Raw genomic sequence first — 22,466 nt, 5'->3', positions numbered from 1 at the left:
GATGATCACCGCAACGCAATCCACGGCCCAGACCAACACGCAGCCCCAGCCGGCGACACAGTCAAGGACCTCGGCCCTGACATCCGATTTCGAAACCTTCCTGTTGATGATGACGACGCAGGCCCAGAATCAGGACCCGCTGGAGCCGCTGGATTCCTCGGAATACGCCTCGCAACTGGCGCAGTTTTCAATGGTTGAACAGCAGGTCCAGACCAACGACTTGCTGTCCGAACTGGCGCTGTCGCTGGGCAGTGTCAACCTTGAGGAACTTGCAAGTTGGGTGGGTATGGATGTCCGCACGGCAGGGGCCTTTCACTTTGATGGCGCACCCGTGACCCTTTTCGCGCAGGCGGATGCCGCTGCGGACGGCGCGCAGATCGTGATCCGCGATCAGGATGACACGGTCATCGACAGGTTCCCGGTATCCGCATCTGAGACGGAATTCGTCTGGGCCGGAACCGACAGCGAAGGCACTCCGCTTACCGCCGGAAACTATACCGCAAGGCTGGAAAGTTATGACGGGGAAGAGTTGCTTTCAGAAAAACTGGTGTCCGCCTACAACCGGGTGATTGAGGCCCAGGTGGGTGACGACACCGTCCTTCTGACCCTGGAAGGTGGTCAGGTCGTTCCGGCCGGGATTGTCTCGGCCGTCCGAACCGGATCTTGATCTGCGGGGCCGGACAGGCGTAACCTTTGCAACCTTCGACTCGCTTGCTGCATCGGTGACCCAACTGTCTGACCCGACCTTCCCGCCATTGGATCTTGTTGACGACCTGCGCCGCCGGGGGCTTCTGGACGCCGACGCCCAGTTCCAAACGCTGTATGGCGGGCGCACAAATCAGGTCTGGAAAGTGCTGGGGGAAAATGGCGGCAAGGTTCTGAAACTCTACCGCACTGCATTCCGCAACCCGCTTTTCCGAAACGACGCAGAGCTGGAGGCCGAGTGCCTTCGGGCGCTTGATTCGTCGGGATTCGTCCCGCGTTTGCGCGCGGCGGGGCAGCATGATAACAGCCGCTGGGTCTTTTACGATCACGCACCCGGGTCCCCCTGGAAGGAAGGGCCAGCCCGCGTGGCCAGGTTGCTTCGCCACCTTCACAGCCTGGATTTGGCCGTGCAGGCGCCCGAAGGATGCAATGGCAGCGCGGATCTGGCCCGACACGGGCAGAGCATTCTGCAAAGCTGCAAGTCAGATACGCGCCACGACCTTCAGCGGTTGTGTCCAAGCGAAGCGGTGCCACCGACACCGCACACATGCCTGATTCACGGCGACCCGGTTGCGGGAAACATTCTTGTCGCGGCATCCGGCCTGACCCTGATTGACTGGCAATGCCCCGCGCAGGGGGATCCGTGCGAGGATCTGGCGTTGTTCCTGTCGCCTGCGATGCAGCACCTGTATCGCGGCGCGCCCCTGTCCCAAATGGAAGAAGATCAGTTTCTGGACGCCTATGATCACCCGGAATTGACGAACCGGTACAGAACCCTGCGCCGATGGTTCGCCTGGCGGATGGCGACCTATTGCCTATGGCGCGTCGAAAACGGCGCGCCGGATTACGCGGCGGGTCTTGAACTGGAAACCGCCGCGCTGCATTTGTCATAGATCGGCAAGCGCCATCAGGGCATATGCAGGCGGCATCAAAATGCGCCGCAACGGCCCCAACGGGAACCGCGCCGGAGGTTGCGACATCGGATCGGGCAATCCGGCGTCCTTGCCCAGAGCCAACCGCGCCATTGCCCGCCCGCAATAAGTGCCCATCGCCACGCCGTTGCCGTGATAGGCCAAGCCGGCGAACATCCCCGGCTGATCCGGAACAGGCCCCGCATAAGGCACCAGCCCCCGGGACAGGCACACCAGGCCCGACCACATATGCGTCACGTCAACACCGGACCATTCCGGAAACATGCGCCTGAAATCGCGCCGGGCTTTTTGACGGATTGCCGCTTCGGCCCGCGGAGAGGACCGAAGGCCGCCCCGCATCCCGAACAGGAACCGCCGGTCCGGCATCAGGCGGAAATAGTGCAGCAGATGACGCGTGTCGTAACACATCTGATCAGTGGTCCAGCCCTGCGCCCGCACTTCGGCATCCGACATCGGACGCGTGACCAATACCGTGGACTGCGCGGGCATGTAGCGGCCAGACAACCAGGGCGGGATATCCTCGCTGGAATATCCGTTGGTGCAGATCAGCACTTGCGACGCCGTGACCCGGCGTGACGCCGCCAAAAGGTCAAAGCCGTGCCGTGTTCTGCGGATGCTCTGAACCGCGCTTTGGCTGAAAACGCCGGCACCCAGCGATCGGGCAGCCCGGGCGAGACCGAACAGGTACTTCCTTGGGTTCAGCCCAAAGCCCACCGGAACGGAATAGCCGCCGTGGAACGCGCTGCCGAACCCCAGCCCCGGCAAGTCGGCGGCCTCGTGCAACACCCCTGATGCGTCCGCGGTACGGCGCAGGCGCTCCATCGTGCGCGGGTTGTGGGCAAGCTGCGTTTCACCCTTCGAATGCACATCCGCGTCGATCCGGTGTGCCGCCATAAGTTCCGAGATAAGATGAACGGCATCCGCTTCGGCCTGTGCATAACTTTGCGCGGAACCTTCCCCGAACCGCCGGGCCATGGCGGTCGGGCTCAGTTTGGAGCCGCCCAGACAGCAAAACCCGCCATTCCGGCCCGAAGCGCCCCAACCGGGCGTCCCGGCCTCGAAAACGGCGACCGTGGCCCCGGCATCGGCCAGGTGCAACGCAGCCGAAATACCGGTGAAACCGCCGCCGACGATGGCGACATCAACGCTGAGGTCGCCGCTGAGAACCGGCCAGTCCGGGCTGGCAATCGTCTCGTCCCACCAACATTCCGCGCGCGGACCGGGCCCATAGGCATAGGCTGGAAACACCCGTTTCATTCGACCCGCGCAGCAGCCATTTCATCCTGTTTTTGCCGCACCATCGCGCGTTTCGTGACCAGAGACGCGGTGATGACCCCCACCGTCACCACCGCGATCATGATCGTCGACAATGCATTAATCTCGGGGCTGACACCCAGACGCACGGCAGAGAAAATCTTGATCGGCAGGGTCGTGGCCGACGGGCCCGAGGTGAACGACGCGATCACCAGATCATCCAGCGACAACGTAAAGGCCAGCAACCAGCCCGAGATCACCGCCGGCGCGATGATCGGCAATGTCACCAGCCGGAACGCCTGCGCGGGCGAACAGCCCAGATCCAGCGCCGCCTCTTCCAGCGACTGGTCAAAGGTCACAAGGCGCGAGGACACGACGACCGACACGAAACACATCGAAAAGGTTGTGTGGGCCAGCACGATGGTCAGGATACCGCGATCCAGACCGATTCCGATGAACAGCAGCAACAGCGACAGGCCGGTGATCACTTCGGGCATCACCAGCGGCGCGTAGATCATGCCCGAAAACAGTGTTCGGCCAAAGAACCGCCCACCGCGAACCAGCACATAGGCCGCCGCCGTGCCGAGAATGGTCGCAAGAGTTGACGAGAATACCGCAACCCGCAAGGTCACCCATGCAGCATCCAGAAACGCCTGGTTCTGGACCAGTTCGCCGTACCATTTGGTCGAGAACCCGGCCCAGACCGTCACCAGCTTGCTCTCGTTGAAGCTGAAGATGATCAGGATGATCATCGGGATGTAAAGAAACGCAAATCCCAGCGTCAGCGACACCGCATTGAACCAGCTGAGCCTGTTCATCGTTCGGCCTCCGTCTGCTTTTGCTGGTTGCGCTGGAACAGCACGATCGGAACCACGAGGATGAGCAGCAGGACAACCGCCACCGCGCTGGCCACCGGCCAGTCGCGGTTGGAAAAGAACTCCTCCCACAGAACCTTGCCGATCATTAGCGTGCCTGACCCGCCCAGCAGCGAGGGAATCACGAACTCACCGATAACCGGGATCATCACCAGAAAGCACCCGGCGATGATGCCGGGGCGCGACAACGGGATCGTCACCAGCCAGAACGCCTGAACACGCGAACAGCCCAGATCCTCAGCCGCTTCGATCAGGGATTCGTCCATTCGCTCCAGCGCGGAATAGATCGGCAGGATCATGAAGGGCAGGTAGGTATAGACAATGCCGATATAGACCGCCGTGTTGGTATTCAGAATGGTCAGCGGGGTCGAGATGATGCCGATCCACAGCAGGAACTGGTTCAGGTAGCCTTCGTTGCTGAGAATCCCCATCCACGCGTAGACGCGGATCAGGAACGAAGTCCAGAACGGCAGAATGACCAGCATCATCAGCGTCGGGCGCCATTCCGCAGGCGCGCGGGCCATACCATAGGCGATGGGATAGCCGACCAGCAGCGTCAGCAAGGTCGAAATCACGGCGATCCTGACGCTGGACAGATAGGCTTTCCAATAAAGATCATCTTCGGTCAGCCAGACGAAGTTCTCAAAATCCAGCTGGCTGAAGAACTCTTTGATCCCGGCCCAGCCCTGCGACAGGTCCAGCGTCGGCGTATAGGGCGGGATCGCCAGCTCGATATCCGACAGCGAGATTTTCAGAACGATGAAAAACGGCACCAGAAACAGGGCCAGCAGCCAGACATAAGGAACCGCAATCAGAAACGCGCGGCGCATCAGCTGGCCAACAAAACCGCAGCCGTCGCTGTCCAGGACAGCCAGACCGGGTCTTCCCATGTAAACGACCGGCGCGAGATGCGGCGGGTATTGGCCGTCTGCGCCTTGATGATCGTGCCGTTCGGCAACTCGACGTGATAAGTCGACAGGTTGCCCAGATAGGCGATGTCATGCACCTTTCCCTGCACCGCGTTGATCGCGTCGGTCGGACGGTCGGCTGAAATCGTAACCTTTTCGGGCCGGATCGCCAGATGGCATCCCTGCCCGTTCGACAAACCCGCCGACGAGGTTGCCGTCAGCGGCGCCTGACCTTCGGCCCAGTCGATCTGATAGGTGTCATCCCCGTTTGCGGTGGCGCGCCCTTCGATGATGTTCACATCGCCGATAAAATCGGCCACATAGACAGAATTCGGGTTTTCATAAATCTTGTCCGGCGTCGCCACCTGCATCAGCCGGCCCTGATCCATCACCGCAACGCGGCTGGCGACCGTCATGGCCTCTTCCTGATCGTGGGTCACGATCACAAAGGTGGTGCCGGTCTTTTCCTGAATGTCCATCAGTTCGAACTGCGTGTCCTGCCGCAGCTTCTTGTCCAGCGCCCCCAGGGGTTCGTCCAGCAACAACAGCTTGGGCGCCTTGGCCAGTGACCGCGCCAGCGCCACCCGCTGACGTTGCCCGCCCGAAATCTGATGCGGCTTGCGTCGGGCGAATTGTTCCAGCCGGGTCAGGCGCAGCATTTCCTCGACCCGGTCTTCAAGGTCGTGTTTGGGCATGTTGTCCCGGCGCAGGCCAAAGGCGATGTTGTCCCAGATGCTGAGGTGAGGGAACAGGGCGTAGGACTGGAACATCATGTTCACCGCCCGCTTGTTCGGCGGGATCGGGTCGATATCCTGTCCGCCCAGCAGGATGTGCCCCTCGGTCGGGGTTTCGAACCCGGCCAGCATCCGCATCATCGTGGTCTTGCCGCAGCCCGAGGGGCCCAGCAGGGCAAAGAATTCTTTCTCGAAGATATCCAGGGACAGATCGTCGATGGCCGTGAATTCTCCAAACCGTTTGGTGACATTCCGGAACTGGATCAAGGGTTTCGCCTGCGGGTCATCCCACGGCGCAAAGACGTCAGAGTTCAAAACGGCCCCCGTTCGACTATCTGAAAAAAGGGGCAAGGCGGACGGGCCGCCTTGCGCAGACAGATCGGATCAGGTGCCCGATTTTATCTTGGTCCACAGGCGGGTTACGGTCCGCTGTGTTTTCGCCGGATAGGGTGTCGTGATGTAGAGGTTCTGCATCGTCGTATCATCCGGATAGATCGCCGGATCGCCGATCACATCTTCTTCAAGGAACTCCTGTGAGGCCTTGTTGCCGTTGGCGTAATACACATAGTTCGACGCGGCCGCCATGTTATTGGCGTCCAGAATGAAGTTCAGGAACTGATGCGCGCCCTCGGGGTTTGGCGCATCCGCCGGAATCGCCATCTGGTCGAACCACATCAGCGACCCCTCGGCAAAGGGGTGGTATTCGATTTCCACACCGTTATCCGCCTCGGCTGCACGGTCCCGCGCCTGCAGGATGTCGCCCGACCAGCCGACGGCCAGACAGATGTCGCCATTCGCCAGCGCGTTGATGTATTCAGAGCTGTGGAATTTCTGCACATAGGGGCGCACACCGGTCAGGACCTCTTCGGTCTTGGCGATGACGTCCTTGTCGTGGCTGTCGGGATCTTCACCGATATACTGCAATGCCATCGGTATGATCTCGGTCGGCGCGTCCAGGAAATGCACGCCACACGAGGCCAGCTTTTCCATATTCTCGGGCTTCAGCACCAGATCCATGCTGTTCAGCGCAACATCATCACCCAGCACTTCCCTGACCTTGGCGACATTCACCCCAAGACCCGTGGTGCCCCACATGTAGTTGATGGAATACGCGTTGTCCGGATCATAGCCTGCGGTGCGTTCCTGAATGACGTCCCACAGATTGCCCGCATTCGACAGTTTCGCCTTGTCCAGTTCCTGAAAAGCGCCGGCCTGAATCTGGCGCTGCAGAAACGTCCCGGTCGGCACCACCACATCATAGCCCGATCCACCGGCCAGCATCTTGGTTTCCAGAACCTCGTTGCTGTCGAACACGTCATAGACAAGGGTCAGACCGGTTTCGGCCTCGAACTTCTCCAGCAGTTCTTCGTCGATATAGTCGGACCAGTTGTAAACACGCACCTCTTCGGCGGAAGCCGCCGAAGTCCCCAATGCGATGACCGCTGTCATGGTCAGCGTTTTGATTGACATATTATTCTCCCTGCAAGTGTACGGGTATTTTCCCGTTTTTTTGGATTTGATCAAGTTTTGCGTTTTCCCCCGATCCCGCGTATGGTTTCACGGGGTCTGGCACCTGACAAGTTAACTTCAATGGAAACAGGGCAAATCGATTGGATTTGATCAAAAATACGGCATCCGGCTCAACGTCGGGTGATCAGAAACGGCCCGCGCATGAGACGGTGTATCAGACCCTCAGGTCGCAGATCCTGTATGGGGAACTGGTGCCCGGGCAGCCTGTCACCATCCAGGGCCTGACCGATTCCCTTGGCGTTGGGATGACGCCGGTGCGCGAGGCGATTCGTCGGTTGATTTCAGATGGCGCGCTGGTGTTTCAGGGCAACCGTCGGGTCAGTGTGCCCTTGTTGTCCGACGGCGATATTCAACAGCTGATATTTGCAAGAACATCAATAGAATCAGAACTTTCCAGGCGCGCAACAAGCGTAATGACCGCCTCTGACATCGACCGGCTTGAGCGGTTGGATCAGCGTCTGGATCGAACCATCGCGGATGGCGATGTCGGCGGGTATCTGCATCTGAACCATGTTTTTCACGAAACTCTGTATGCCCATGCGGACGCGCCGATTCTCAGCGATCTCGCAGAACGGCTGTGGCTGCGATTCGGTCCGTCCCTGCGTGTGGTCTGCGGCCGGTTCGGCACCCAGAGCCTGCCGGACCGGCACAAGGACATCATCTCGGCCCTGCGCGCGGGCGATGCCGAAGGCGTGGCGAAAGCAACGGCGCAGGACATCGAACAGGGGATGGAACTGATGGCGGACGCGCTGACAGCCCCCTAGCGTCACCCGATTCGATTGACAGGAAAAAATTTGATCATATTGTGATCGCCAACCTCGCTTGCAGGAGATTCTCTGATGTCCACCATCACCAATCACATGCCGACCGCCGAATTGCAGGCGCTGGATGCGGCGCATCACATGCACCCTTTCTCGGCCAACGGGCCGCTGGGAACCGAGGGCGCGCGTGTGATCACGCGGGCCCGGGGCGTATACCTGACCGACAGTGAAGGCGAAGAGATTCTGGACGCCATGGCGGGCCTGTGGTGCGTCAATATCGGCTATGGCCGCGACGAACTGGCCGAGGCCGCAGCCCGCCAGATGCGCGAGCTTCCCTATTACAACACGTTTTTCAAAACGACCCATGTGCCCGCCATCGCGCTGGCCTCGAAACTGGCCGAGATCGCGCCGGGTGATCTGAACCATGTCTTTTTCGCCGCAGGCGGGTCCGAGGCCAATGACACCAACATCCGGCTGGTGCGCACCTACTGGGCCGAGAAGGGCCAGCCCGACAAGAACATCATCATCAGCCGCAAGAACGCCTATCACGGTTCCTCGGTGGGCTCGGCCTCGCTCGGTGGAATGGCGGGGATGCATGCGCAGGGCGGCATCCCGATCCCGAACATCCATCACATCAACCAGCCGAACTGGTGGGCTGAAGGTGGCGACATGACGCCCGAGGATTTCGGACTGGCCCGCGCGCGCGAGTTGGAAGAGGCCATTCTGGAACTGGGCGAAGACCGGGTCGCGGCGTTCATCGCGGAACCGGTGCAGGGCGCTGGCGGCGTTATCGTCGCGCCGGATACCTACTGGCCCGAGATTCAGCGCATCTGCGACAAGTACGATATCCTTCTGATCGCGGATGAGGTGATTTGCGGCTTTGGCCGCACCGGCAACTGGTTCGGATCGCAGACTGTCGGGATCAGGCCGCATATCATGACGATCGCCAAGGGCCTCAGCTCGGGCTATGCGCCCATCGGTGGCTCGATCGTCAATGACGAGATCGCCGAGGTGATCGGCAGAACCGAGTTCAACCACGGTTACACTTATTCCGGTCATCCTGTCGCGGCTGCCGTGGCGCTGGAAAACCTGCGCATCCTCGAAGAGGAAAAGATCGTCGATCACGTCCGCGATGTCGCCGCCCCTTATCTGAAAAAGAAATGGGAAGCTCTGGTCGATCACCCGCTGGTGGGCGAGGCCAAGATCGTGGGCATGATGGCGTCCATCGCGCTGACACCGGACAAGGCCAGCCGCGCCAAGTTTGCGTCAGATCCGGGCACGGTCGGCTATGTCTGCCGCGACCGCTGTTTTGGCAATAACCTGATCATGCGCCATGTCGGCGACCGGATGATCATTTCACCACCGCTGATCCTGACACCTGCGGATATCGACGAGATGTTCGTGCGCATCTACAAATCGCTGGATGAGGCGCAGTCTGACATCATTGAACAGGGGCTGATGAAAGCCGCGTCTTAAGCCAGGGTTGCCGATCGACGGTGGACGCTCTCAGGCGCTGTCGGTCAGCAATGCGACGACCTGATCTGTTTCAGAACGCCGCTGCTGTTTTTGGGGCAGTTGCAGCACAAGCGACTGTCCCGCGAAACATGAGGTGCTGTGCATCCGCCTCAACTCTCCGGCGGACAGCGCGTCTTCGATCAGACACAGATGCCCCATAATCGCTCCCGCCCCTGCCTTGGCCTCTTCCACCGCCAGGCTGTACAAGGAAAACTGTGGGCCGCTTTCGGGGTCCTGAATCGGAACGCCGGATTCCTGTGACCAAAGGGACCAGTCCTGCACCCAGGTCAGGTCATGCAAGAGGGGCAAAGTGTCAAAGCCGTTATCGCCCCGTGCACGATCCAGAAGTTCGGGGGCACAGACGGGGGCAATCTCGTCCCTGCAAATGCTGATCTGGCATGCGGAACCGTCGGGAACGGCAAAGAAAATCGACAAGTCGAACAACTCCCGTGACAGACTGGGCGGGCTTTCCATCGCGGTGACCGAAAAGCTGATCTGGGGAAAGTGGGCGCGGATCTTGCCAAGCCGCTTCGGCAGCCAGAGCTGCGCAATCGACGGCAGGGCCGCGATGTGAAATTCGGCGTGCGGCTTGAGGTTGCGCAGGGCGCGGGTGGCATCTGCAAGCCCGTCAAAGGCCGATGTGAAACCCGGCACAAGGGCCTTTCCTGCCCGGGTCAGCTCGACACCCTGCGCATTTCTGCGAAACAGCGGCATTCCGGCCCAGCCTTCCAACGTCTTGATATGCTGAGAAATCGCGCCGGGCGTGACATTCAGCTCTTCGGCGGCGGCGACAAAGCTGACGTGGCGGGCGGCGGATTCAAAGGCGCGCATGGCGTTCAAGGGCGGGCCTTTGGGGCGCTTGGGGGCGACACTCATTTTCATAGCCTTAGTTTTTCTACGGCAAGAAATAGCAAATCTGCTTTGCGTTGTCATCGTTCGGCTTTCAAGATGGGCGCGACCAAGGAGGCGTGTCATGACACTTGCACAAAGAGACTGGGTACCCGGCAACTGCGAAACTCTGGTTCAGGATATCGCGACCCGCGCCGCGTCGACTTCTTCCGGGGCGCTTCTTGAGCGGATCGGGGATCTTGCGGAACAGAACCGCGTTATCCATGAGGAAATGTGCTTCAACCTCAACCCTGCGACCAATGTGATGAACCCAAAGGCCGAGGCGCTTTTGTCCTCGGGCATCGGTTCGCGCCCGTCGCTTGGTTACCCCGGCGACAAATATGAGATGGGGCTGGAAGCGATAGAAGAGATTGAGGTGATCGCCGCTCAGCTATGTGCGGAAGTCTTTGATGCGCAATATGCCGAGGTGCGGGTGCCCTCCGGGGCCATTGCCAATCTTTATGGCTTCATGGCGACCTGCAAACCGGGTGACACCATTATTGCGCCACCGGCTTCCATTGGCGGCCACGTCACCCACCACGTTTCGGGATGTGCCGGTCTTTACGGTCTGCGTATCGTCGAAGCCCCGGTCAATGCCGACGGCTATACCATCGATCTGGACCTGTTGCGCGCCCTGGCCCTGTCTGAACGCCCCAGGCTGATCACAATCGGGGGCAGCCTGAACCTGTTCGAACATCCTGTGGCCGACATCCGGGCAATCGCTGATGAAGTCGGGGCGAAGGTCATGTTTGACGCCGCCCATCAATGCGGGATCATTGCGGGGCGGGCGTGGTCAAACCCCCTGACCGAAGGCGCGCATTTCATGACCATGAGCACCTACAAAAGCTTGGGCGGGCCTGCCGGTGGCCTGATCGTCTCCAACGACGCCGCGATTGCAAAAGCGCTTGATGCCATCGCTTTCCCGGGCATGACGGCAAACTTCGACGCGGCGAAAACGGCGGCTCTGGCAGTGACAATGCTGGACTGGAAGGATTTCGGCACCGCCTATGCGCATGAGATGATTGCTATGGCGCAGGCGCTGGCCGCGGCGTTGGATGCAAATGGCGTGCCGGTGTTTTCCGGCGCGCATGGGTTCACCAACTCGCACCAGTTTGCCGTTCTGGCACAGGGCTTTGGCGGGGGGCAGGCTGCGTCCAAACAGTTGCGCAAAAACAGGTTCCTCGCCTGCGGCATCGGCTTGCCTGTTCCAGCGGTCGAGGGTGATATGAACGGGCTTCGGATCGGCACGCCCGAACTGGTGCGCTGGGGTATGACCTCCGGGGACGCAGCGCGACTGGCGGATCTGATCCGGCGCGGGTTAAACGATGAGCCGATCCAACCAGAGGTCGCCGCCTGGCGGAAAGAGTTCTCGCGCCTGCATTTCGTGCACTGAGCAAGGACGGCTACGGGTACAGGCGGCGGCGGGCCGCCTGACACAAGGCTACCGCAGCCGCTCCAGCAAGTTCAGGCTGGCATATCCATCGGGCAGCAACCCCTGAGCCAGTTGATAGGCGCGCACGGCGTTGGTCGTATTCGGCCCGATGCGGCCGTCAACGCTCTGCGTGTCGAATCCGGCTTCGGTCAGGCGCGATTGCAGTTCCTTGCGTTCCGTAAAGCTCAGCACCCGGTCATCGCGCGGCCATGCGGCGTGAAAAGGGGCCTGCCCCGCCAGCCTGTCGGACAGGTGGCCTATGCCGATCACATAAGCGTCCGCGCCGTTATAGGCTTCGATCACCCTGAAATTGTCAAAGATCATCAGCGCCACGCCCTGACCGCCCGCGGGCAGCAGGATCGCCGCCTGCCCGTGATCCGGCACAGGCTCGCCGTGCGGCGTCATGACTCCGCGATCCGCCCATTCCGACGGCAACAGGGTAAGATCCCGTCTGGCCAGCGCATAATCGAACCCCCTGGGCAGGCGTACTTCGACGCCCCAGGGTTGTCCCGGCGTCCAGCCGTGCCGCGTCAGATAGGCTGCCGCCGAAGCCAGCGCATCGGTCGGGTCGTCCGACCAGATATTGCGCCGTCCGTCACCGTCGAAATCCACCGCATGATCCAGATACGAGGTCGGCATGAACTGCGTATGCCCCATCGCCCCGGCCCAGCTGCCGACCATGTCCGCGGGGCGGACATCCCCGGCCTGAACAATCTGCAACGCGGCGATCAGTTGGGATTCGAAAAACGACGCACGCCGGGCATCAAAGGCCAGGGTCGCCAGCGACCGGATCGTGTGATCGCTGCCCCGGAACGTTCCGTACGACGTTTCAAGACCCCAGATCGCCGCCACCACCTCTTTCCTGACGCCATATTCGGCCTCGATCCGGGTCAGCGCCGCGTGATGGCGCGCCAGCCCTGCACGGCCATTGGAGACGCGCGCGTCGGAAACCGCTGCATCCAGATACTCCCAGATGGGTCTGGAAAACTCGGCCTGATTGCGGTCGCGGGCGATGACCTCTTTGTCATAGGTCAGGCCAGCCAGCGACCGGTCCAGCGTGGATGCCGTGATGCCCTGCGACAGCGCCCGCTCACGGAACGCCCCCAGCCACGCCTGAAAGCGTGCATTTCCTTCGGTCGACACCCGGTACTCCCTTGTCGATGGCCGCAGGACGGGCCGGATCGATACGGCCACATCCGCCGAGGCCAGCTGATACGTGCCGGGCTGTTTGCCGTCCGGTGACTGTGATGAATGTCCTGTTGGATCCGCCTGTAGAACGGATGCCCATAGTGCGGCGGTCATGACGCCACCTGTGCATACACGCATTCCGAATTGTCCTGATCACTGCTCGACAGCAGGATAGCGCAAAATCGGAAATTCACAAAGCGCTCAGGACGGGGGATCACACTCTTTTGCCTCCCGCTCGGCGCGGATCTGCACCAGCGCCGCGCGCAGCATCGGCACCCGGTTGGGTCTGAAACTGTCGTCGGTCACCGTCATCTCCTGCATCCGGTCCAGCCGGAAGACGCGGAAATCCTCGCGCAGGTGGCACCATGACAGCAGCACGCTGGCGCGATCCATATAGACGATACTCAGCGGGCTGACCCGGCGCCGGGTGTCGTCCCCCTTGGCGTCGGTATAGGCGAACTGAACGACCCGCTCGTCCCAGGTCGCCTGCCGCAGGTTTGAGACGTCGATGGTCGGCTTTTTTGGGCGGTCAAAACGTGTTGCCGTCAGGACGGCGTGGCTCAGCCGATGAGATTGCCGGTGCGGTAAGCGCCCCTGCAACTTGTGCAGCGCCGCACCGGCCGCGTCCGAAAGACCGGGGTCGCCGATCGCCTGCACTTCGCGCAGACCCAGGACCAGCGCCTCAAGCTCATCATCGGTAAAGCCCAGCGGTGGCAGGGTGGCGTCTTCGATCAGGGTAAAGCCAAACCCGGCCTCGCCGTCGATTACCGCGCCCAGGCCGCGCAACGCGTCGATGTCGCGATGAACCGTTCGGGGCGATACGCCGAGATCCTGCGCCAGCTGGACCGAGGTCTTCGGTGACGGGCCAGAGCGCAGGGCTTGCATCAGCTGAAACAGGCGGGCGGTGCGGGACATACTGCAAGCTACCCTAAACCTGATGACAGGAAATGTCATTAGCCCAACGTATCCCTCTGGCATCCCAATCACGGAGCCACCGATGCTGACCCTATTGACCTTCCCTTCTGCCTTTGGCCTGTTCAGCGCCAGCCCCTTCTGCGTCAAGACCGCCCTGATGCTGCAACGTTCCGGCCAGCACTGGCAGCGGTCGGATATGCTGGACCCCAGAAAGATGCCGCATCAGAAGCTGCCGGTTCTGCGCACACCGGATCGCCTGCTGCCAGACAGCGACCTGATCCGCGACTGGCTGGAAGCGCAGGGTGCCGACTTTGACAAAGGTCTGAGCGATGTGCAGAAAGCTCAGTCCCGCGCGCTGATCCGCATGGCCGAAGAGCATATCTATTACCACATCGTACTGGACCGCTGGGGCAATGATCAGGTCTGGCCGATCCTGCGGGACACGTTTTTCAATGAAATCCCGGCCCTGATCCGCCGGCCCGTGACCAACTCAATTCGCAAATCCGTGCTGAAACGGATGGATGGTGTCGGCGTGTCGCGATTCTCGGACGCAGATCGCACGGACAGGCTGGAACGCGATCTGGAGGCGATCTCGGCCTTTCTGTGGCAGTCGCCGTTTTTGCTGGGCGAGCACCCGACCGCGGCAGATATGAGCGTTGGGCCGGTTCTAGCCGCGATGCGCGCGACACCTGCGGAAACGGCGCTGACCCGTCGGATCAAACAGGATAACCTGCTCAGCAGCTATATTGACCGCATCGAACAGGCGATCCCGCTGACATGACACCGTTTGACGACCCTGCCGTAGAAGCCGCTTTTCAGGCATTTCCCGAAAACACCCGCGCGGGTGTTCTGGCCCTACGCAAGCTAGTATTTGAAACGGCAGGGTCGCTGCCCGCGGCGCAACCCCTGCAAGAGGCGCTGCGCTGGGGTCAGCCTGCCTATCTGTCGCCCAAAGGCTCTACGATCCGGCTGGGCGGGCACAAAGCTGCAAGCTTTGCCTTGTTCGTGCATTGTCAGAGCCGCCTCATGGGCGACTTCACCTCGGCTTTTCCTGGTGAGGATCGGATCGACGGCAATCGCGCTGTACTATTCGACGACCCGGATCAGATCGACCATACCCGCCACGGCTGGCTGATTGCGCGGGCGCTGACCTATCACCTTTGACGGCGTTTGCGTTCGACCTTGCGCTTGATCTTGTCTTTCTTGCGCTTGGCGCTGACCGCCTTGCGGCGGGTCGGCCGGCCTTTCGGACCACGCCCACGCGGCAAGGCCTGATCGTCGATGGACAGCAGTTCCAGTTCCAGCCCGCCGGTCACTGGCGTCGCCTCGGTCAGACGCACGGTGACACGCTGGCCGATGGCGATGATCAGCCCGGTATCCGAACCCATAAGAGTCCCCGCCTCGCGGTCGAAATGAAAGAACTCGCGCCCCAGGGAGCGTACAGGAACCAGCCCATCCGCGCCGGTTTCGTCCATCTTCACGAAAGCGCCAAAGCGGGCGATGCCGCTGATCCGGCCCGAGAACTCATTGCCTACCCGCTCGCTCAGATAGGCCGCCAGATACCGGTCGGTCGTGTCACGCTCGGCCATCATCGAGCGGCGTTCCGTGTCCGAGATATGCGTGGCTGTTTCCTCCAGCCGCGCGATTTCATCCTCGGTCAACCCGTCCTGCCCCCAGCCATGGGCCGAGATCAGCGCCCGGTGCACGATGAGGTCGGCATAGCGGCGGATGGGCGAGGTGAAATGCGCATAGTTCCGCAGCGCCAGCCCGAAATGGCCGAAGTTCTCGGGGTTGTAATAGGCCTGCGCCATCGACCGCAGCGTCGTCAGGTTGATCAGCTCAGCATCCTCGGTCCCTGCCGCCGCATTCAGCAGTGCGTTCAGATGCCGGGTTTGCAGCACTTGTCCCTTGGCCAGATTGAGACCCGCCGCCTGCGCCGTTTCCCGCAGGCTTTCCAGTTTCTCGGGCGCGGGTTCCTCGTGTACCCGGAACAGCAGCGGACGGCGCTTGGCGATCAGAGTCTCGGCAGCGGCCACATTGGCGAGGATCATGAACTCCTCAATCAGCTTATGCGCGTCCAGCCGGTCGCGGAAAGCAACGCTTTCGACCTCGCCCTTGTCGCTGAGCACGATCTTGCGCTCGGGCAGGTCCAGTTCCAGTGGCTGGCGCACCGCCCTTGCCTTTTTCAACGCGACATAAGCGGCATAGAGCGGCTTCAGCACCGGTTCCAGCAAAGGCCCGGTGCGGTCATTGGGGGTGCCGTCTATGGCCTCTTGCACTTCGGCGTAATGCAGCGACGCGGCCGAGCGCATCAGCCCGCGCACAAACCGGTGGCCGATCTTGTTGCCATCGGCGTCGATCTGCATCCGTACCGCGATACAGGCCCGCGGGACGCCTTCGTGCAGCGAGCACAGATCGCCCGACAGGCGGTCCGGCAGCATCGGCACAACGCGGTCGGGGAAATAGCTGGAGTTGCCGCGCTTGCGCGCCTCACGGTCCAGCGCAGTGCCTGGCTGCACATAGGCGGCGACATCGGCGATGGCGACCCAGATCACATGGCCGCCGGGGTTTTTCGGGTCATCATCGGCATGGGCGTAACAGGCGTCGTCATGATCGCGCGCATCCGAGGGGTCGATGGTCAGCAACGGCATGTCGCGTAAGTCCTCGCGCCCCTTCAGGCCGACGGGTTTGGCCTTGTCGGCCTCGGCAATCACCTTGTCCGGGAAATCGTCGGGGATGCCGTGCTGATGGATCGCAATCAGCGAAACCGCCTTGGGGGCCGAGGGATCGCCCAGCCGTTCCACGATACGCGCCCGCGGCAGACCCATGCGGTTCTTTGGCCCGGCCTGTTCGGCCTCGACCAGCTCCCCGTCTTTTGCGCCCATCACGGCCCCATCATGGACCAGCCATTCGTTCTGCCCGGTCTTGTCGATGGGCACAATCCGCCCGCCCTCAGCCCCCTTGCGGAATATACCCACGATCTTGCGCGGGTTGGTGCCGATGCGGCGGATCAGGCGCGCCTCGTAATTGTGGTCTTCCTCATGCACCACGGTCAGCCGGGCCAGAATGCGGTCGCCCTCGCCCAGCGCCGGATCGCTGGCGCGGGCGACGATCAGGACAATCGGCTCAACCCCTTCGCCATGCCATTCCAGTGGACGCGCGAACAGATCGCCATCGGCATTGGGCGCTTTCACCTGCAATACGCTGACCGGCGGCAGACGATCCGGGTCGCGATAGCTGCGTTTGCGCTTTTCCAGATGGCCCTCGGCCTCAAGCTCTTTGAGGATGCGCTTCAGGTCGATGCGGTCCGCGCCCTTGATGCCAAAAGCCTTGGCGATGTCACGTTTCGAGGTCAGGGTTGGGTTCGCCGAGATCCAGTCCAGGACCTCTTGCTTGGTGGGGATGCGAGTCATGGGTTCGGCCTAGCACGGGGATGCGACTGCGTCATGACCAAAAAAGGCGCTGCGCGGCTCAGGCATGCAGATCGGCCACCGTATCGACATCATGCAGCGTGTCCAAAAGCGCCACGCGGCACCCACGGACCGAGGCCAGCGTATCAGCCAGCGCGTGTTCGGTGGACCAGCGAACCTTGTGGAACAAGCCGGAGGACAGCGCGCCATACCGTTGCGCGCCCACCAGCCAATAGCCGCCATCCGGGGCCGGACCGAACACCATCTGCGCCCGCCCCAGCGATTGAAACGCCCGCGCGATATGTGCGCGTCGGATGCCGGGAATATCCGCGCCGATCAGGCAGACCGGCCCTTTCGGCATATCGCGCAGCATCCGGCCCATGCGATCCCCCAAATCCCCCCGCCCCTGCGCCGCGCGTGGCAGGTCGGCGGGCCAGACGCGGCTGATCAGCCCCACGCGATCGGGCGAGACCGCCAGAACGATCTGCCAGCGCGGGTCGCGCAATCGCCGGATCAGCGACCGGGTCTGATGACGGAACCACCAGGCCGCGCCGACCATACCGATATCGCGCCCCAACCGGGTCTTGACCCGGCCCGGATGTGGTTCTTTCACCATGATCACCAGAGTGCGCTGCATGGATCAGGCAAAATAGTCCCGCAGGATGCGTGTGTAGATCCCCTTGAGCTTTTCGATCTGCGCCACCTCAACGCATTCATCCACCTGATGCATCGTGCGGCCGACCAGGCCGAACTCGACCACCGGACAATGATGCTTGATGAACCGCGCGTCCGAGGTACCCCCTGTTGTGGACATCTCGGGCCGGATACCGGTTTCCGCCTCGACCGCCCGGGCCACCAGATCGGACAGCGGGCCGGGCGGAGTCAGAAAGCTCTCGCCCGAGATTTTGATGCGGACACCCACCTCGACGTCATAGGCGTCGGCCACGGAACGGGCCTCGGCCTGCAACCACTCGCTCAGGCTCGCGCCGGAGTGCAGGTCGTTGAACCGGATATTCACAGCCCCAGAACATTGCGCCGGGATCACATTGGTCGCTTGGTTGCCCGTATCGATGTTCACAACCGCCAGAGTCGAGGCGTCGAAATGGTCCGACCCACGATCCAGTTCATGACTGGCCAACCGGTCCATCAGCCGCGACATGGCGGGCAGAGGGTTCTTTGCCCGGTGCGGATAGGCGGAATGGCCCTGCACGCCGGTCACCGTGAACCACGCGGTCATTGATCCGCGCCGCCCAATCTTCATCATCTCGCCCATGGTGTTGGGGCAGGTCGGCTCGCCCACCAGACAGACCGACATCTTCTCATCGGCCTCAGCCATGTAGTCCAGCAGCGCGGTGGTGCCGTCGACGGCGTCACCCTCTTCATCGCCGGTGATTGTCAGGATGATGGCACCTTCCGGCGGTGTGGCGCGCACGAAATCGACCGCCGCTGCCGCAAAGGCCGCCACGCCGGATTTCATGTCGGTGGTGCCGCGCCCGTACATCACGCCATCGCGAATTTCGGCGCCAAAAGGCGGCATCGTCCACGCCGCCTGATCCCCGACCGGCACGACATCGGTGTGGCCGTTGAAGCCAAAGCTGCGCGCGTGGCCCTTGTTGCCCCATCGCGCGAACAGGTTGCTGACGCCGCCGCGATCGACGCGCGTGCAACTGAACCCTGCATCCGACAGCAGAGTCTCCAGCAGAACCAGTGCGCCGCCTTCCTCGGGTGTGACCGATGGGCAACGGATCAGATCCGCCGTCAGCTGTACAGGATCTGTCATGGATTGTCCCCCTTGGATTGTGCGTGCGCAGGTTCACGCACAGATTCAACGATTTGGACAGATTGCCAACCCCAACACGCCCAGATTGGCCTGCTTTTTCGCCCATGTCCCGAATTGATACCCCAATAAATCATGGACATTGACCCTGCGATCACCTTGCTGCCCCGTTCAAAAATACGTTACAGCGCCGCGAAACAGGTGAAATGCCGATGATACGCGCCCTTTTCGCATGGATCTGCCTGACTTTCGCCGTTCTGGCAGAGCAAGGCCAGGCCCAGACACTGACGGTCACCACGGTGACCCGCCCCCCGTTTTCCTATGTCGAGGACGGGGCACAGTCGGGGTTTTCCATGGATCTGCTTCAGGCCCTTGCACAGTCGCTGGACTGGGAATATTCGGTCAACCGGGTCGAGGTCTTCAGCGACATGCTGAGCGCGGTTCAGGACGGGTCTGCGGATCTGGCCATTGCCAATATCTCGATCACCGCGTCGCGCGAAACGCAGATGGATTTCAGCCAGCCGATATTCGAGGCCGGCCTGCAAATCATGGTGCCGTCCGATGCCGCGCGCCGGCCGTCTCTGTTACAGGCGCTGCTGTCGCGCGAGCTGTTCATCGCCATCGGCCTGGCGTTTGCCATTCTGTTGGGCGGCGGGATGCTGATGTGGCTGTTCGAGCGGCGCGCGCAACCTTATTTCGACCGCAACCTGGATGAGGCATGGTTTCCGTCCTTCTGGTGGGCCCTGAACCTGGTGGTGAACGGCGGTTTTGAAGAGCGCATGCCACGCACGCCGTTCGGCCGGTTGCTGGGCGTCGTTCTGGTCGTGTCGTCGCTGTTCATCGTGTCGGTTTTCACGGCCCGGATCACCTCGGTCATGACCGTGGATGCGATCAGCGGCAACGTGAATTCCGTCAACGACCTGTACGGCAAGCAGGTGGGCACGATCTCGGGTTCCACCGCCGCGGGTTTTCTGGACCGTCGCGACATCGAATTCACCGGCTATCCGGGGCTGGACGAGATGTTGACCGCATTCCAGACCAACGAGCTGGATGCCGTTGTATTCGACGCGCCGATCCTGTCCTACTACGCGGCGCATGAAGGCCGCAGGATCGCATCGGTGACAGGCGGTGTCTTCCTGCGCGAAAATTACGGCATCGCCTTCCCGACCGGATCACCGCTTGTCGAGGACGTCAATCAGGCGCTGCTGGCGCTGCGCGAAGACGGCACCTATGACGAGATCTATCGCAAGTGGTTCGGATCCCGGAACTAGGCCGGGTCCTGATCCCCGTAGAACGGGGTCATCTGCGCAACAATCACCGCGTTTTCATCCAGCGCCCGCTGCATCAGCGCCCGTTCATCCGGATCAATTTCGTGCCCCTGCGCCTCACGCTCGGCCAGGGTGCCATACCCTGTCACATCCAGCGGCGCGGTATCGGCCTGTTTCAGAATAGCCACCGTTTCACGTACAGCTTCGGCCTCATCGACGCCGCTGGCGAAACACATCAGCGCCGCGCCGGTGGCGCCGTCAGGCAGGCCGTCGCCATCCTTGCGGCCGATCTGAACCAGTAGAGTATAGACTTGCTGACGCGAGGGTTTTTTATGCTTTTCCATGCCGCCTGCCTTACGAGCGGAACGCGGGACGGTCAACTCATTCAACCGTCTTTCGGTGCAGTCCGATTCGCGATTCTCGCAGGCGTCCGGCGTCATGTCCTGTTCAATTGGCCCGTCGAACCGTGCCGAAGAGACACAGCCAATCAGCAAAATTATCTCCGGGAGATTGACATGGTTTCCAGCAAGAATCCGCTAAGTTGAAAACGGCGTCAGTTCGCCGACGGATTGCAATGCTATGCGCGGGATTTGGCTTACCGCGGCTCTGCCTTACCGAGCCGTTACGAGGTGAAAACAGCAAAATCTAGAATATCAGCATTGAAAAAATTTTTAGAGAAAGGACGTTCGATGAGTAAGTTGTCCAGGCTACTAACGACCTTGGCGAGCCTATTTGCTTTGGCACTGGCGCCAGCGGCGTTTGTTTTGACCATGTTCTCTTCAGACCCGGCCTATGCGGAAGAAAGCACCAATGGCGGTGAAGGCGAGTCCGAAGGTGAAGGTGAGTCCGACGGCGAAGGCGAATCCGACGGCGAAGGCGAATCCGACGGTGAAGGCGAGTCCGACGGCGAAGGCGAATCCGACGGTGAAGGTGAGTCCGACGGCGAAGGCGAATCCGACGGTGAAGGTGAGTCCGACGGTGAAGGCGAGTCCGACGGCGAAGGCGAATCCGACGGTGAAGGTGAGTCCAACGGCGACGACGGTGAAGGCGAGTCCAACGGCGACGACGGCGAAGGCGAGTCCAACGGCGACGACGGCGATGGCGAGTCCAACGGCGACGACGGCGAAGGTGAGTCCAACGGCGACGACGGCGAAGGCGAGTCCAACGGCGACGACGGTGAAGGCGAGTCCAACGGCGACGACGGTGAAGGCGAGTCCAACGGCGACGACGGTGAAGGCGAGTCCAACGGCGACGACGGTGAGTCCGAGGACGACTATGGCCGCGACAAGGACGGCGAGACACCCGCACGGGTTATCACCACCGAGTAACGGCAGTTACAACTGTCCTGACAGACGAGTTCGGGCGTGACCTCCGGGCAGAGACGCACCCGAACTTCGCAAAAAGAAGAAAGGCCGGGAGCCTGGAGTCCCCGGCCTTTCCTCTGTCTTTCTTTTACATCAATCCCGCAGCAATTCGTTGATGCCGGTTTTCGAGCGGGTCTTTTCGTCGACCCGCTTCACGATCACGGCGCAATAGAGGCTGATGTTGTTCTTGGATGGCATCGCGCCGGCGACAACCACCGAATAGGGTGGCACCTCGCCATACATGACCTCACCGGTTTCGCGATCCACGATCTTGGTCGACTTACCGATATAGACGCCCATGCCCAAAACCGAGCCCTCGCGGACGATGCAGCCCTCGACCACTTCGGAACGGGCACCGATAAAGCAATTGTCCTCGATGATCGTCGGCCCGGCCTGCATCGGCTCCAGCACGCCGCCAATGCCGACACCGCCCGACAGATGGACATTCTTGCCAATCTGCGCGCAGGACCCGACAGTGGCCCAGGTATCAACCATCGTGCCTTCGTCGACATATGCGCCAAGGTTCACGAAGGATGGCATCAGAACGACACCCGGTGCGACATAGGCCGACTTGCGCACCACGCAGTTCGGCACGGCGCGAAACCCCGCCGCGCGCCACTGGTTCTCGCCCCAGCCCGCGAATTTGCTGTCGACCTTGTCCCACCAGCCGCCAGCCTGCGGACCGCCCGGCTGGATTTCCATGTCCTTGATGCGAAAGCCCAGCAGGACCGCCTTTTTGGCCCACTGGTTCACGTGCCAATCGCCGTTCTCCAGCTTTTCCGCCACGCGCAGCGACCCGCTGTCCAGCGCGTTCAGCGTGTCGTCGATCGCTTCGCGCTGTTCGCCAGTGGTGGCGGGGGTAATGGTGTCGCGCGCCTCCCAGGCGGCTTCGATGGCGGCTTCCAGTTGCGCGTTGGACATGGGATGCTCCCTGCTGAATCTGTTCACGTTGGTTTTGCCTATACGCAAGCGCAACCCATGGCGCAATGCGACGCAGGCGGGCCCGTTTA

22 protein-coding genes are annotated in these 22,466 nt (G+C 61.5%); 9 read left to right on the top strand and 13 right to left on the bottom strand.

From position 1 onward, the window contains the following. Position 1 precedes the first annotated feature (1 nt). On the top strand, positions 2-667 hold the full coding sequence (locus ACR0D8_RS18835) for a flagellar hook capping FlgD N-terminal domain-containing protein (protein WP_480648823.1): 666 nt from the start codon (positions 2-4) through the stop codon (positions 665-667). Further along, on the top strand, positions 639-1,598 hold the full coding sequence (locus tag ACR0D8_RS18830; RefSeq protein ID WP_480648822.1) for a phosphotransferase: 960 nt from the start codon (positions 639-641) through the stop codon (positions 1,596-1,598). Before ACR0D8_RS18835 ends, ACR0D8_RS18830 begins: the two co-directional genes overlap by 29 nt. Here the strand turns inward: ACR0D8_RS18830 and ACR0D8_RS18825 are convergent. From ACR0D8_RS18825 to ACR0D8_RS18805, 5 genes are all read right to left on the bottom strand, one after another. Then, complete coding sequence (locus tag ACR0D8_RS18825; RefSeq protein ID WP_480648820.1) at positions 1,593-2,894, bottom strand: NAD(P)/FAD-dependent oxidoreductase; 1,302 nt, start codon at positions 2,892-2,894, stop codon at positions 1,593-1,595. The genes ACR0D8_RS18830 and ACR0D8_RS18825 overlap by 6 nt on opposite strands. After that, positions 2,891-3,709 carry an ABC transporter permease gene (locus tag ACR0D8_RS18820; protein ID WP_475157382.1) on the bottom strand — a complete coding sequence of 273 codons (819 nt, stop codon included), beginning with the start codon at positions 3,707-3,709 and terminating at the stop codon, positions 2,891-2,893. Before ACR0D8_RS18820 ends, ACR0D8_RS18825 begins: the two co-directional genes overlap by 4 nt. Next, positions 3,706-4,596: an ABC transporter permease subunit gene (locus tag ACR0D8_RS18815; protein ID WP_475163375.1), complete on the bottom strand. Its 891-nt coding sequence runs from the start codon at positions 4,594-4,596 to the stop codon at positions 3,706-3,708. Before ACR0D8_RS18815 ends, ACR0D8_RS18820 begins: the two co-directional genes overlap by 4 nt. Beyond that, a complete protein-coding gene (locus tag ACR0D8_RS18810; RefSeq protein ID WP_475157379.1) occupies positions 4,596-5,723 on the bottom strand; it encodes an ABC transporter ATP-binding protein in 1,128 nt (375 codons plus the stop codon). The genes ACR0D8_RS18815 and ACR0D8_RS18810 overlap by 1 nt, the downstream gene beginning before the upstream one ends. Positions 5,724-5,792: 69 nt before the next feature. After that, positions 5,793-6,878 carry a polyamine ABC transporter substrate-binding protein gene (locus ACR0D8_RS18805; RefSeq protein WP_480648818.1) on the bottom strand — a complete coding sequence of 362 codons (1,086 nt, stop codon included), beginning with the start codon at positions 6,876-6,878 and terminating at the stop codon, positions 5,793-5,795. Between the two features lie 140 nt (positions 6,879-7,018). Here ACR0D8_RS18805 and ACR0D8_RS18800 point away from each other — a divergent pair, with 140 nt between their 5' ends. Further along, a complete protein-coding gene (locus tag ACR0D8_RS18800; RefSeq protein WP_480648816.1) occupies positions 7,019-7,702 on the top strand; it encodes a GntR family transcriptional regulator in 684 nt (227 codons plus the stop codon). A gap of 75 nt (positions 7,703-7,777) precedes the next feature. After that, positions 7,778-9,175 carry an aspartate aminotransferase family protein gene (locus ACR0D8_RS18795; RefSeq protein WP_480648814.1) on the top strand — a complete coding sequence of 466 codons (1,398 nt, stop codon included), beginning with the start codon at positions 7,778-7,780 and terminating at the stop codon, positions 9,173-9,175. A gap of 30 nt (positions 9,176-9,205) precedes the next feature. On the opposite strand, the gene ACR0D8_RS18790 is transcribed toward ACR0D8_RS18795, so the two are convergent. Continuing rightward, a complete protein-coding gene (locus ACR0D8_RS18790) occupies positions 9,206-10,090 on the bottom strand; it encodes a LysR family transcriptional regulator (RefSeq protein WP_480648812.1) in 885 nt (294 codons plus the stop codon). Between the two features lie 97 nt (positions 10,091-10,187). On the opposite strand from ACR0D8_RS18790, the gene ACR0D8_RS18785 reads away from it, so the two are divergent. After that, the gene (locus ACR0D8_RS18785; protein ID WP_480648810.1) at positions 10,188-11,495 is read left to right on the top strand and encodes an aminotransferase class I/II-fold pyridoxal phosphate-dependent enzyme; all 1,308 of its coding nucleotides are present in this window, start codon (positions 10,188-10,190) and stop codon (positions 11,493-11,495) included. A 48-nt stretch (positions 11,496-11,543) separates the two neighbouring features. On the opposite strand, the gene ACR0D8_RS18780 is transcribed toward ACR0D8_RS18785, so the two are convergent. After that, positions 11,544-12,860 (bottom strand): lytic murein transglycosylase, encoded by a 1,317-nt coding sequence (locus ACR0D8_RS18780; protein ID WP_480648808.1) that lies wholly within the window; start codon positions 12,858-12,860, stop codon positions 11,544-11,546. Positions 12,861-12,923: 63 nt separating this feature from the next. Next, positions 12,924-13,637, bottom strand: a complete 714-nt coding sequence (locus ACR0D8_RS18775; protein WP_480648806.1) for a helix-turn-helix transcriptional regulator — start codon at positions 13,635-13,637, stop codon at positions 12,924-12,926. Positions 13,638-13,719: 82 nt separating this feature from the next. Here ACR0D8_RS18775 and ACR0D8_RS18770 point away from each other — a divergent pair, with 82 nt between their 5' ends. Together ACR0D8_RS18770 and ACR0D8_RS18765 are read left to right on the top strand one after the other, a co-directional pair. Continuing rightward, on the top strand, positions 13,720-14,418 hold the full coding sequence (locus ACR0D8_RS18770) for a glutathione S-transferase family protein (protein WP_480648804.1): 699 nt from the start codon (positions 13,720-13,722) through the stop codon (positions 14,416-14,418). Further along, a complete protein-coding gene (locus ACR0D8_RS18765) occupies positions 14,415-14,801 on the top strand; it encodes a DUF1801 domain-containing protein (RefSeq protein ID WP_480648802.1) in 387 nt (128 codons plus the stop codon). The genes ACR0D8_RS18770 and ACR0D8_RS18765 overlap by 4 nt, the downstream gene beginning before the upstream one ends. On the opposite strand, the gene rnr is transcribed toward ACR0D8_RS18765, so the two are convergent. From rnr to dapE, 3 genes are read right to left on the bottom strand one after another with little or no spacing between them, the layout of a single operon-like run. Further along, positions 14,792-17,050, bottom strand: a complete 2,259-nt coding sequence (gene rnr / locus ACR0D8_RS18760) for a ribonuclease R (RefSeq protein ID WP_480648800.1) — start codon at positions 17,048-17,050, stop codon at positions 14,792-14,794. The two genes, ACR0D8_RS18765 and rnr, sit on opposite strands and share 10 nt — an antisense overlap. Positions 17,051-17,108: 58 nt before the next feature. Then, entirely contained in the window at positions 17,109-17,684 is a 576-nt protein-coding gene (locus tag ACR0D8_RS18755; RefSeq protein ID WP_480648798.1) for a TIGR04282 family arsenosugar biosynthesis glycosyltransferase, read from the bottom strand. A gap of 3 nt (positions 17,685-17,687) precedes the next feature. Next, the gene (gene dapE / locus ACR0D8_RS18750; protein WP_480648796.1) at positions 17,688-18,827 is read right to left on the bottom strand and encodes a succinyl-diaminopimelate desuccinylase; all 1,140 of its coding nucleotides are present in this window, start codon (positions 18,825-18,827) and stop codon (positions 17,688-17,690) included. Positions 18,828-19,036: 209 nt separating this feature from the next. Between dapE and ACR0D8_RS18745 the strand changes: the two genes are divergently transcribed. Further along, positions 19,037-20,095, top strand: a complete 1,059-nt coding sequence (locus ACR0D8_RS18745) for a transporter substrate-binding domain-containing protein (RefSeq protein ID WP_480648794.1) — start codon at positions 19,037-19,039, stop codon at positions 20,093-20,095. Here the strand turns inward: ACR0D8_RS18745 and ACR0D8_RS18740 are convergent. Then, the gene (locus tag ACR0D8_RS18740; RefSeq protein WP_475157322.1) at positions 20,092-20,436 is read right to left on the bottom strand and encodes a hypothetical protein; all 345 of its coding nucleotides are present in this window, start codon (positions 20,434-20,436) and stop codon (positions 20,092-20,094) included. The two genes, ACR0D8_RS18745 and ACR0D8_RS18740, sit on opposite strands and share 4 nt — an antisense overlap. 345 nt (positions 20,437-20,781) lie before the next feature. On the opposite strand from ACR0D8_RS18740, the gene ACR0D8_RS18735 reads away from it, so the two are divergent. Beyond that, positions 20,782-21,420, top strand: a complete 639-nt coding sequence (locus ACR0D8_RS18735) for a hypothetical protein (RefSeq protein ID WP_480648792.1) — start codon at positions 20,782-20,784, stop codon at positions 21,418-21,420. A 129-nt stretch (positions 21,421-21,549) separates the two neighbouring features. Here the strand turns inward: ACR0D8_RS18735 and dapD are convergent, their stop codons facing one another. Beyond that, the gene (gene dapD / locus ACR0D8_RS18730; protein WP_480648790.1) at positions 21,550-22,377 is read right to left on the bottom strand and encodes a 2,3,4,5-tetrahydropyridine-2,6-dicarboxylate N-succinyltransferase; all 828 of its coding nucleotides are present in this window, start codon (positions 22,375-22,377) and stop codon (positions 21,550-21,552) included. Positions 22,378-22,466: the final 89 nt, after the last annotated feature.

Source organism: Ruegeria sp. BG10 (genome assembly GCF_056538575.1).
The sequence above is the reverse complement of the archived record's forward strand: the minus strand, read 5'-3'. Positions and strand labels throughout refer to the sequence as shown.

What these genes read in the sequence shown, in the direction of transcription:
- ACR0D8_RS18835 (WP_480648823.1), top strand. Translation starts at nt 2, where the DNA reads ATGATCACCGCAACGCAATCCACGGCCCAGACCAACACGCAGCCCCAG.
- ACR0D8_RS18825 (WP_480648820.1), bottom strand. Translation starts at nt 2,894, where the DNA reads ATGAAACGGGTGTTTCCAGCCTATGCCTATGGGCCCGGTCCGCGCGCG.
- ACR0D8_RS18820 (WP_475157382.1), bottom strand. Translation starts at nt 3,709, where the DNA reads ATGAACAGGCTCAGCTGGTTCAATGCGGTGTCGCTGACGCTGGGATTT.
- ACR0D8_RS18815 (WP_475163375.1), bottom strand. Translation starts at nt 4,596, where the DNA reads ATGCGCCGCGCGTTTCTGATTGCGGTTCCTTATGTCTGGCTGCTGGCC.
- ACR0D8_RS18805 (WP_480648818.1), bottom strand. Translation starts at nt 6,878, where the DNA reads ATGTCAATCAAAACGCTGACCATGACAGCGGTCATCGCATTGGGGACT.
- ACR0D8_RS18795 (WP_480648814.1), top strand. Translation starts at nt 7,778, where the DNA reads ATGTCCACCATCACCAATCACATGCCGACCGCCGAATTGCAGGCGCTG.
- ACR0D8_RS18790 (WP_480648812.1), bottom strand. Translation starts at nt 10,090, where the DNA reads ATGAGTGTCGCCCCCAAGCGCCCCAAAGGCCCGCCCTTGAACGCCATG.
- ACR0D8_RS18785 (WP_480648810.1), top strand. Translation starts at nt 10,188, where the DNA reads ATGACACTTGCACAAAGAGACTGGGTACCCGGCAACTGCGAAACTCTG.
- ACR0D8_RS18780 (WP_480648808.1), bottom strand. Translation starts at nt 12,860, where the DNA reads ATGCGTGTATGCACAGGTGGCGTCATGACCGCCGCACTATGGGCATCC.
- ACR0D8_RS18775 (WP_480648806.1), bottom strand. Translation starts at nt 13,637, where the DNA reads ATGTCCCGCACCGCCCGCCTGTTTCAGCTGATGCAAGCCCTGCGCTCT.
- ACR0D8_RS18770 (WP_480648804.1), top strand. Translation starts at nt 13,720, where the DNA reads ATGCTGACCCTATTGACCTTCCCTTCTGCCTTTGGCCTGTTCAGCGCC.
- ACR0D8_RS18765 (WP_480648802.1), top strand. Translation starts at nt 14,415, where the DNA reads ATGACACCGTTTGACGACCCTGCCGTAGAAGCCGCTTTTCAGGCATTT.
- rnr (WP_480648800.1), bottom strand. Translation starts at nt 17,050, where the DNA reads ATGACTCGCATCCCCACCAAGCAAGAGGTCCTGGACTGGATCTCGGCG.
- ACR0D8_RS18755 (WP_480648798.1), bottom strand. Translation starts at nt 17,684, where the DNA reads ATGCAGCGCACTCTGGTGATCATGGTGAAAGAACCACATCCGGGCCGG.
- dapE (WP_480648796.1), bottom strand. Translation starts at nt 18,827, where the DNA reads ATGACAGATCCTGTACAGCTGACGGCGGATCTGATCCGTTGCCCATCG.
- ACR0D8_RS18745 (WP_480648794.1), top strand. Translation starts at nt 19,037, where the DNA reads ATGATACGCGCCCTTTTCGCATGGATCTGCCTGACTTTCGCCGTTCTG.
- ACR0D8_RS18740 (WP_475157322.1), bottom strand. Translation starts at nt 20,436, where the DNA reads ATGGAAAAGCATAAAAAACCCTCGCGTCAGCAAGTCTATACTCTACTG.
- ACR0D8_RS18735 (WP_480648792.1), top strand. Translation starts at nt 20,782, where the DNA reads ATGAGTAAGTTGTCCAGGCTACTAACGACCTTGGCGAGCCTATTTGCT.
- dapD (WP_480648790.1), bottom strand. Translation starts at nt 22,377, where the DNA reads ATGTCCAACGCGCAACTGGAAGCCGCCATCGAAGCCGCCTGGGAGGCG.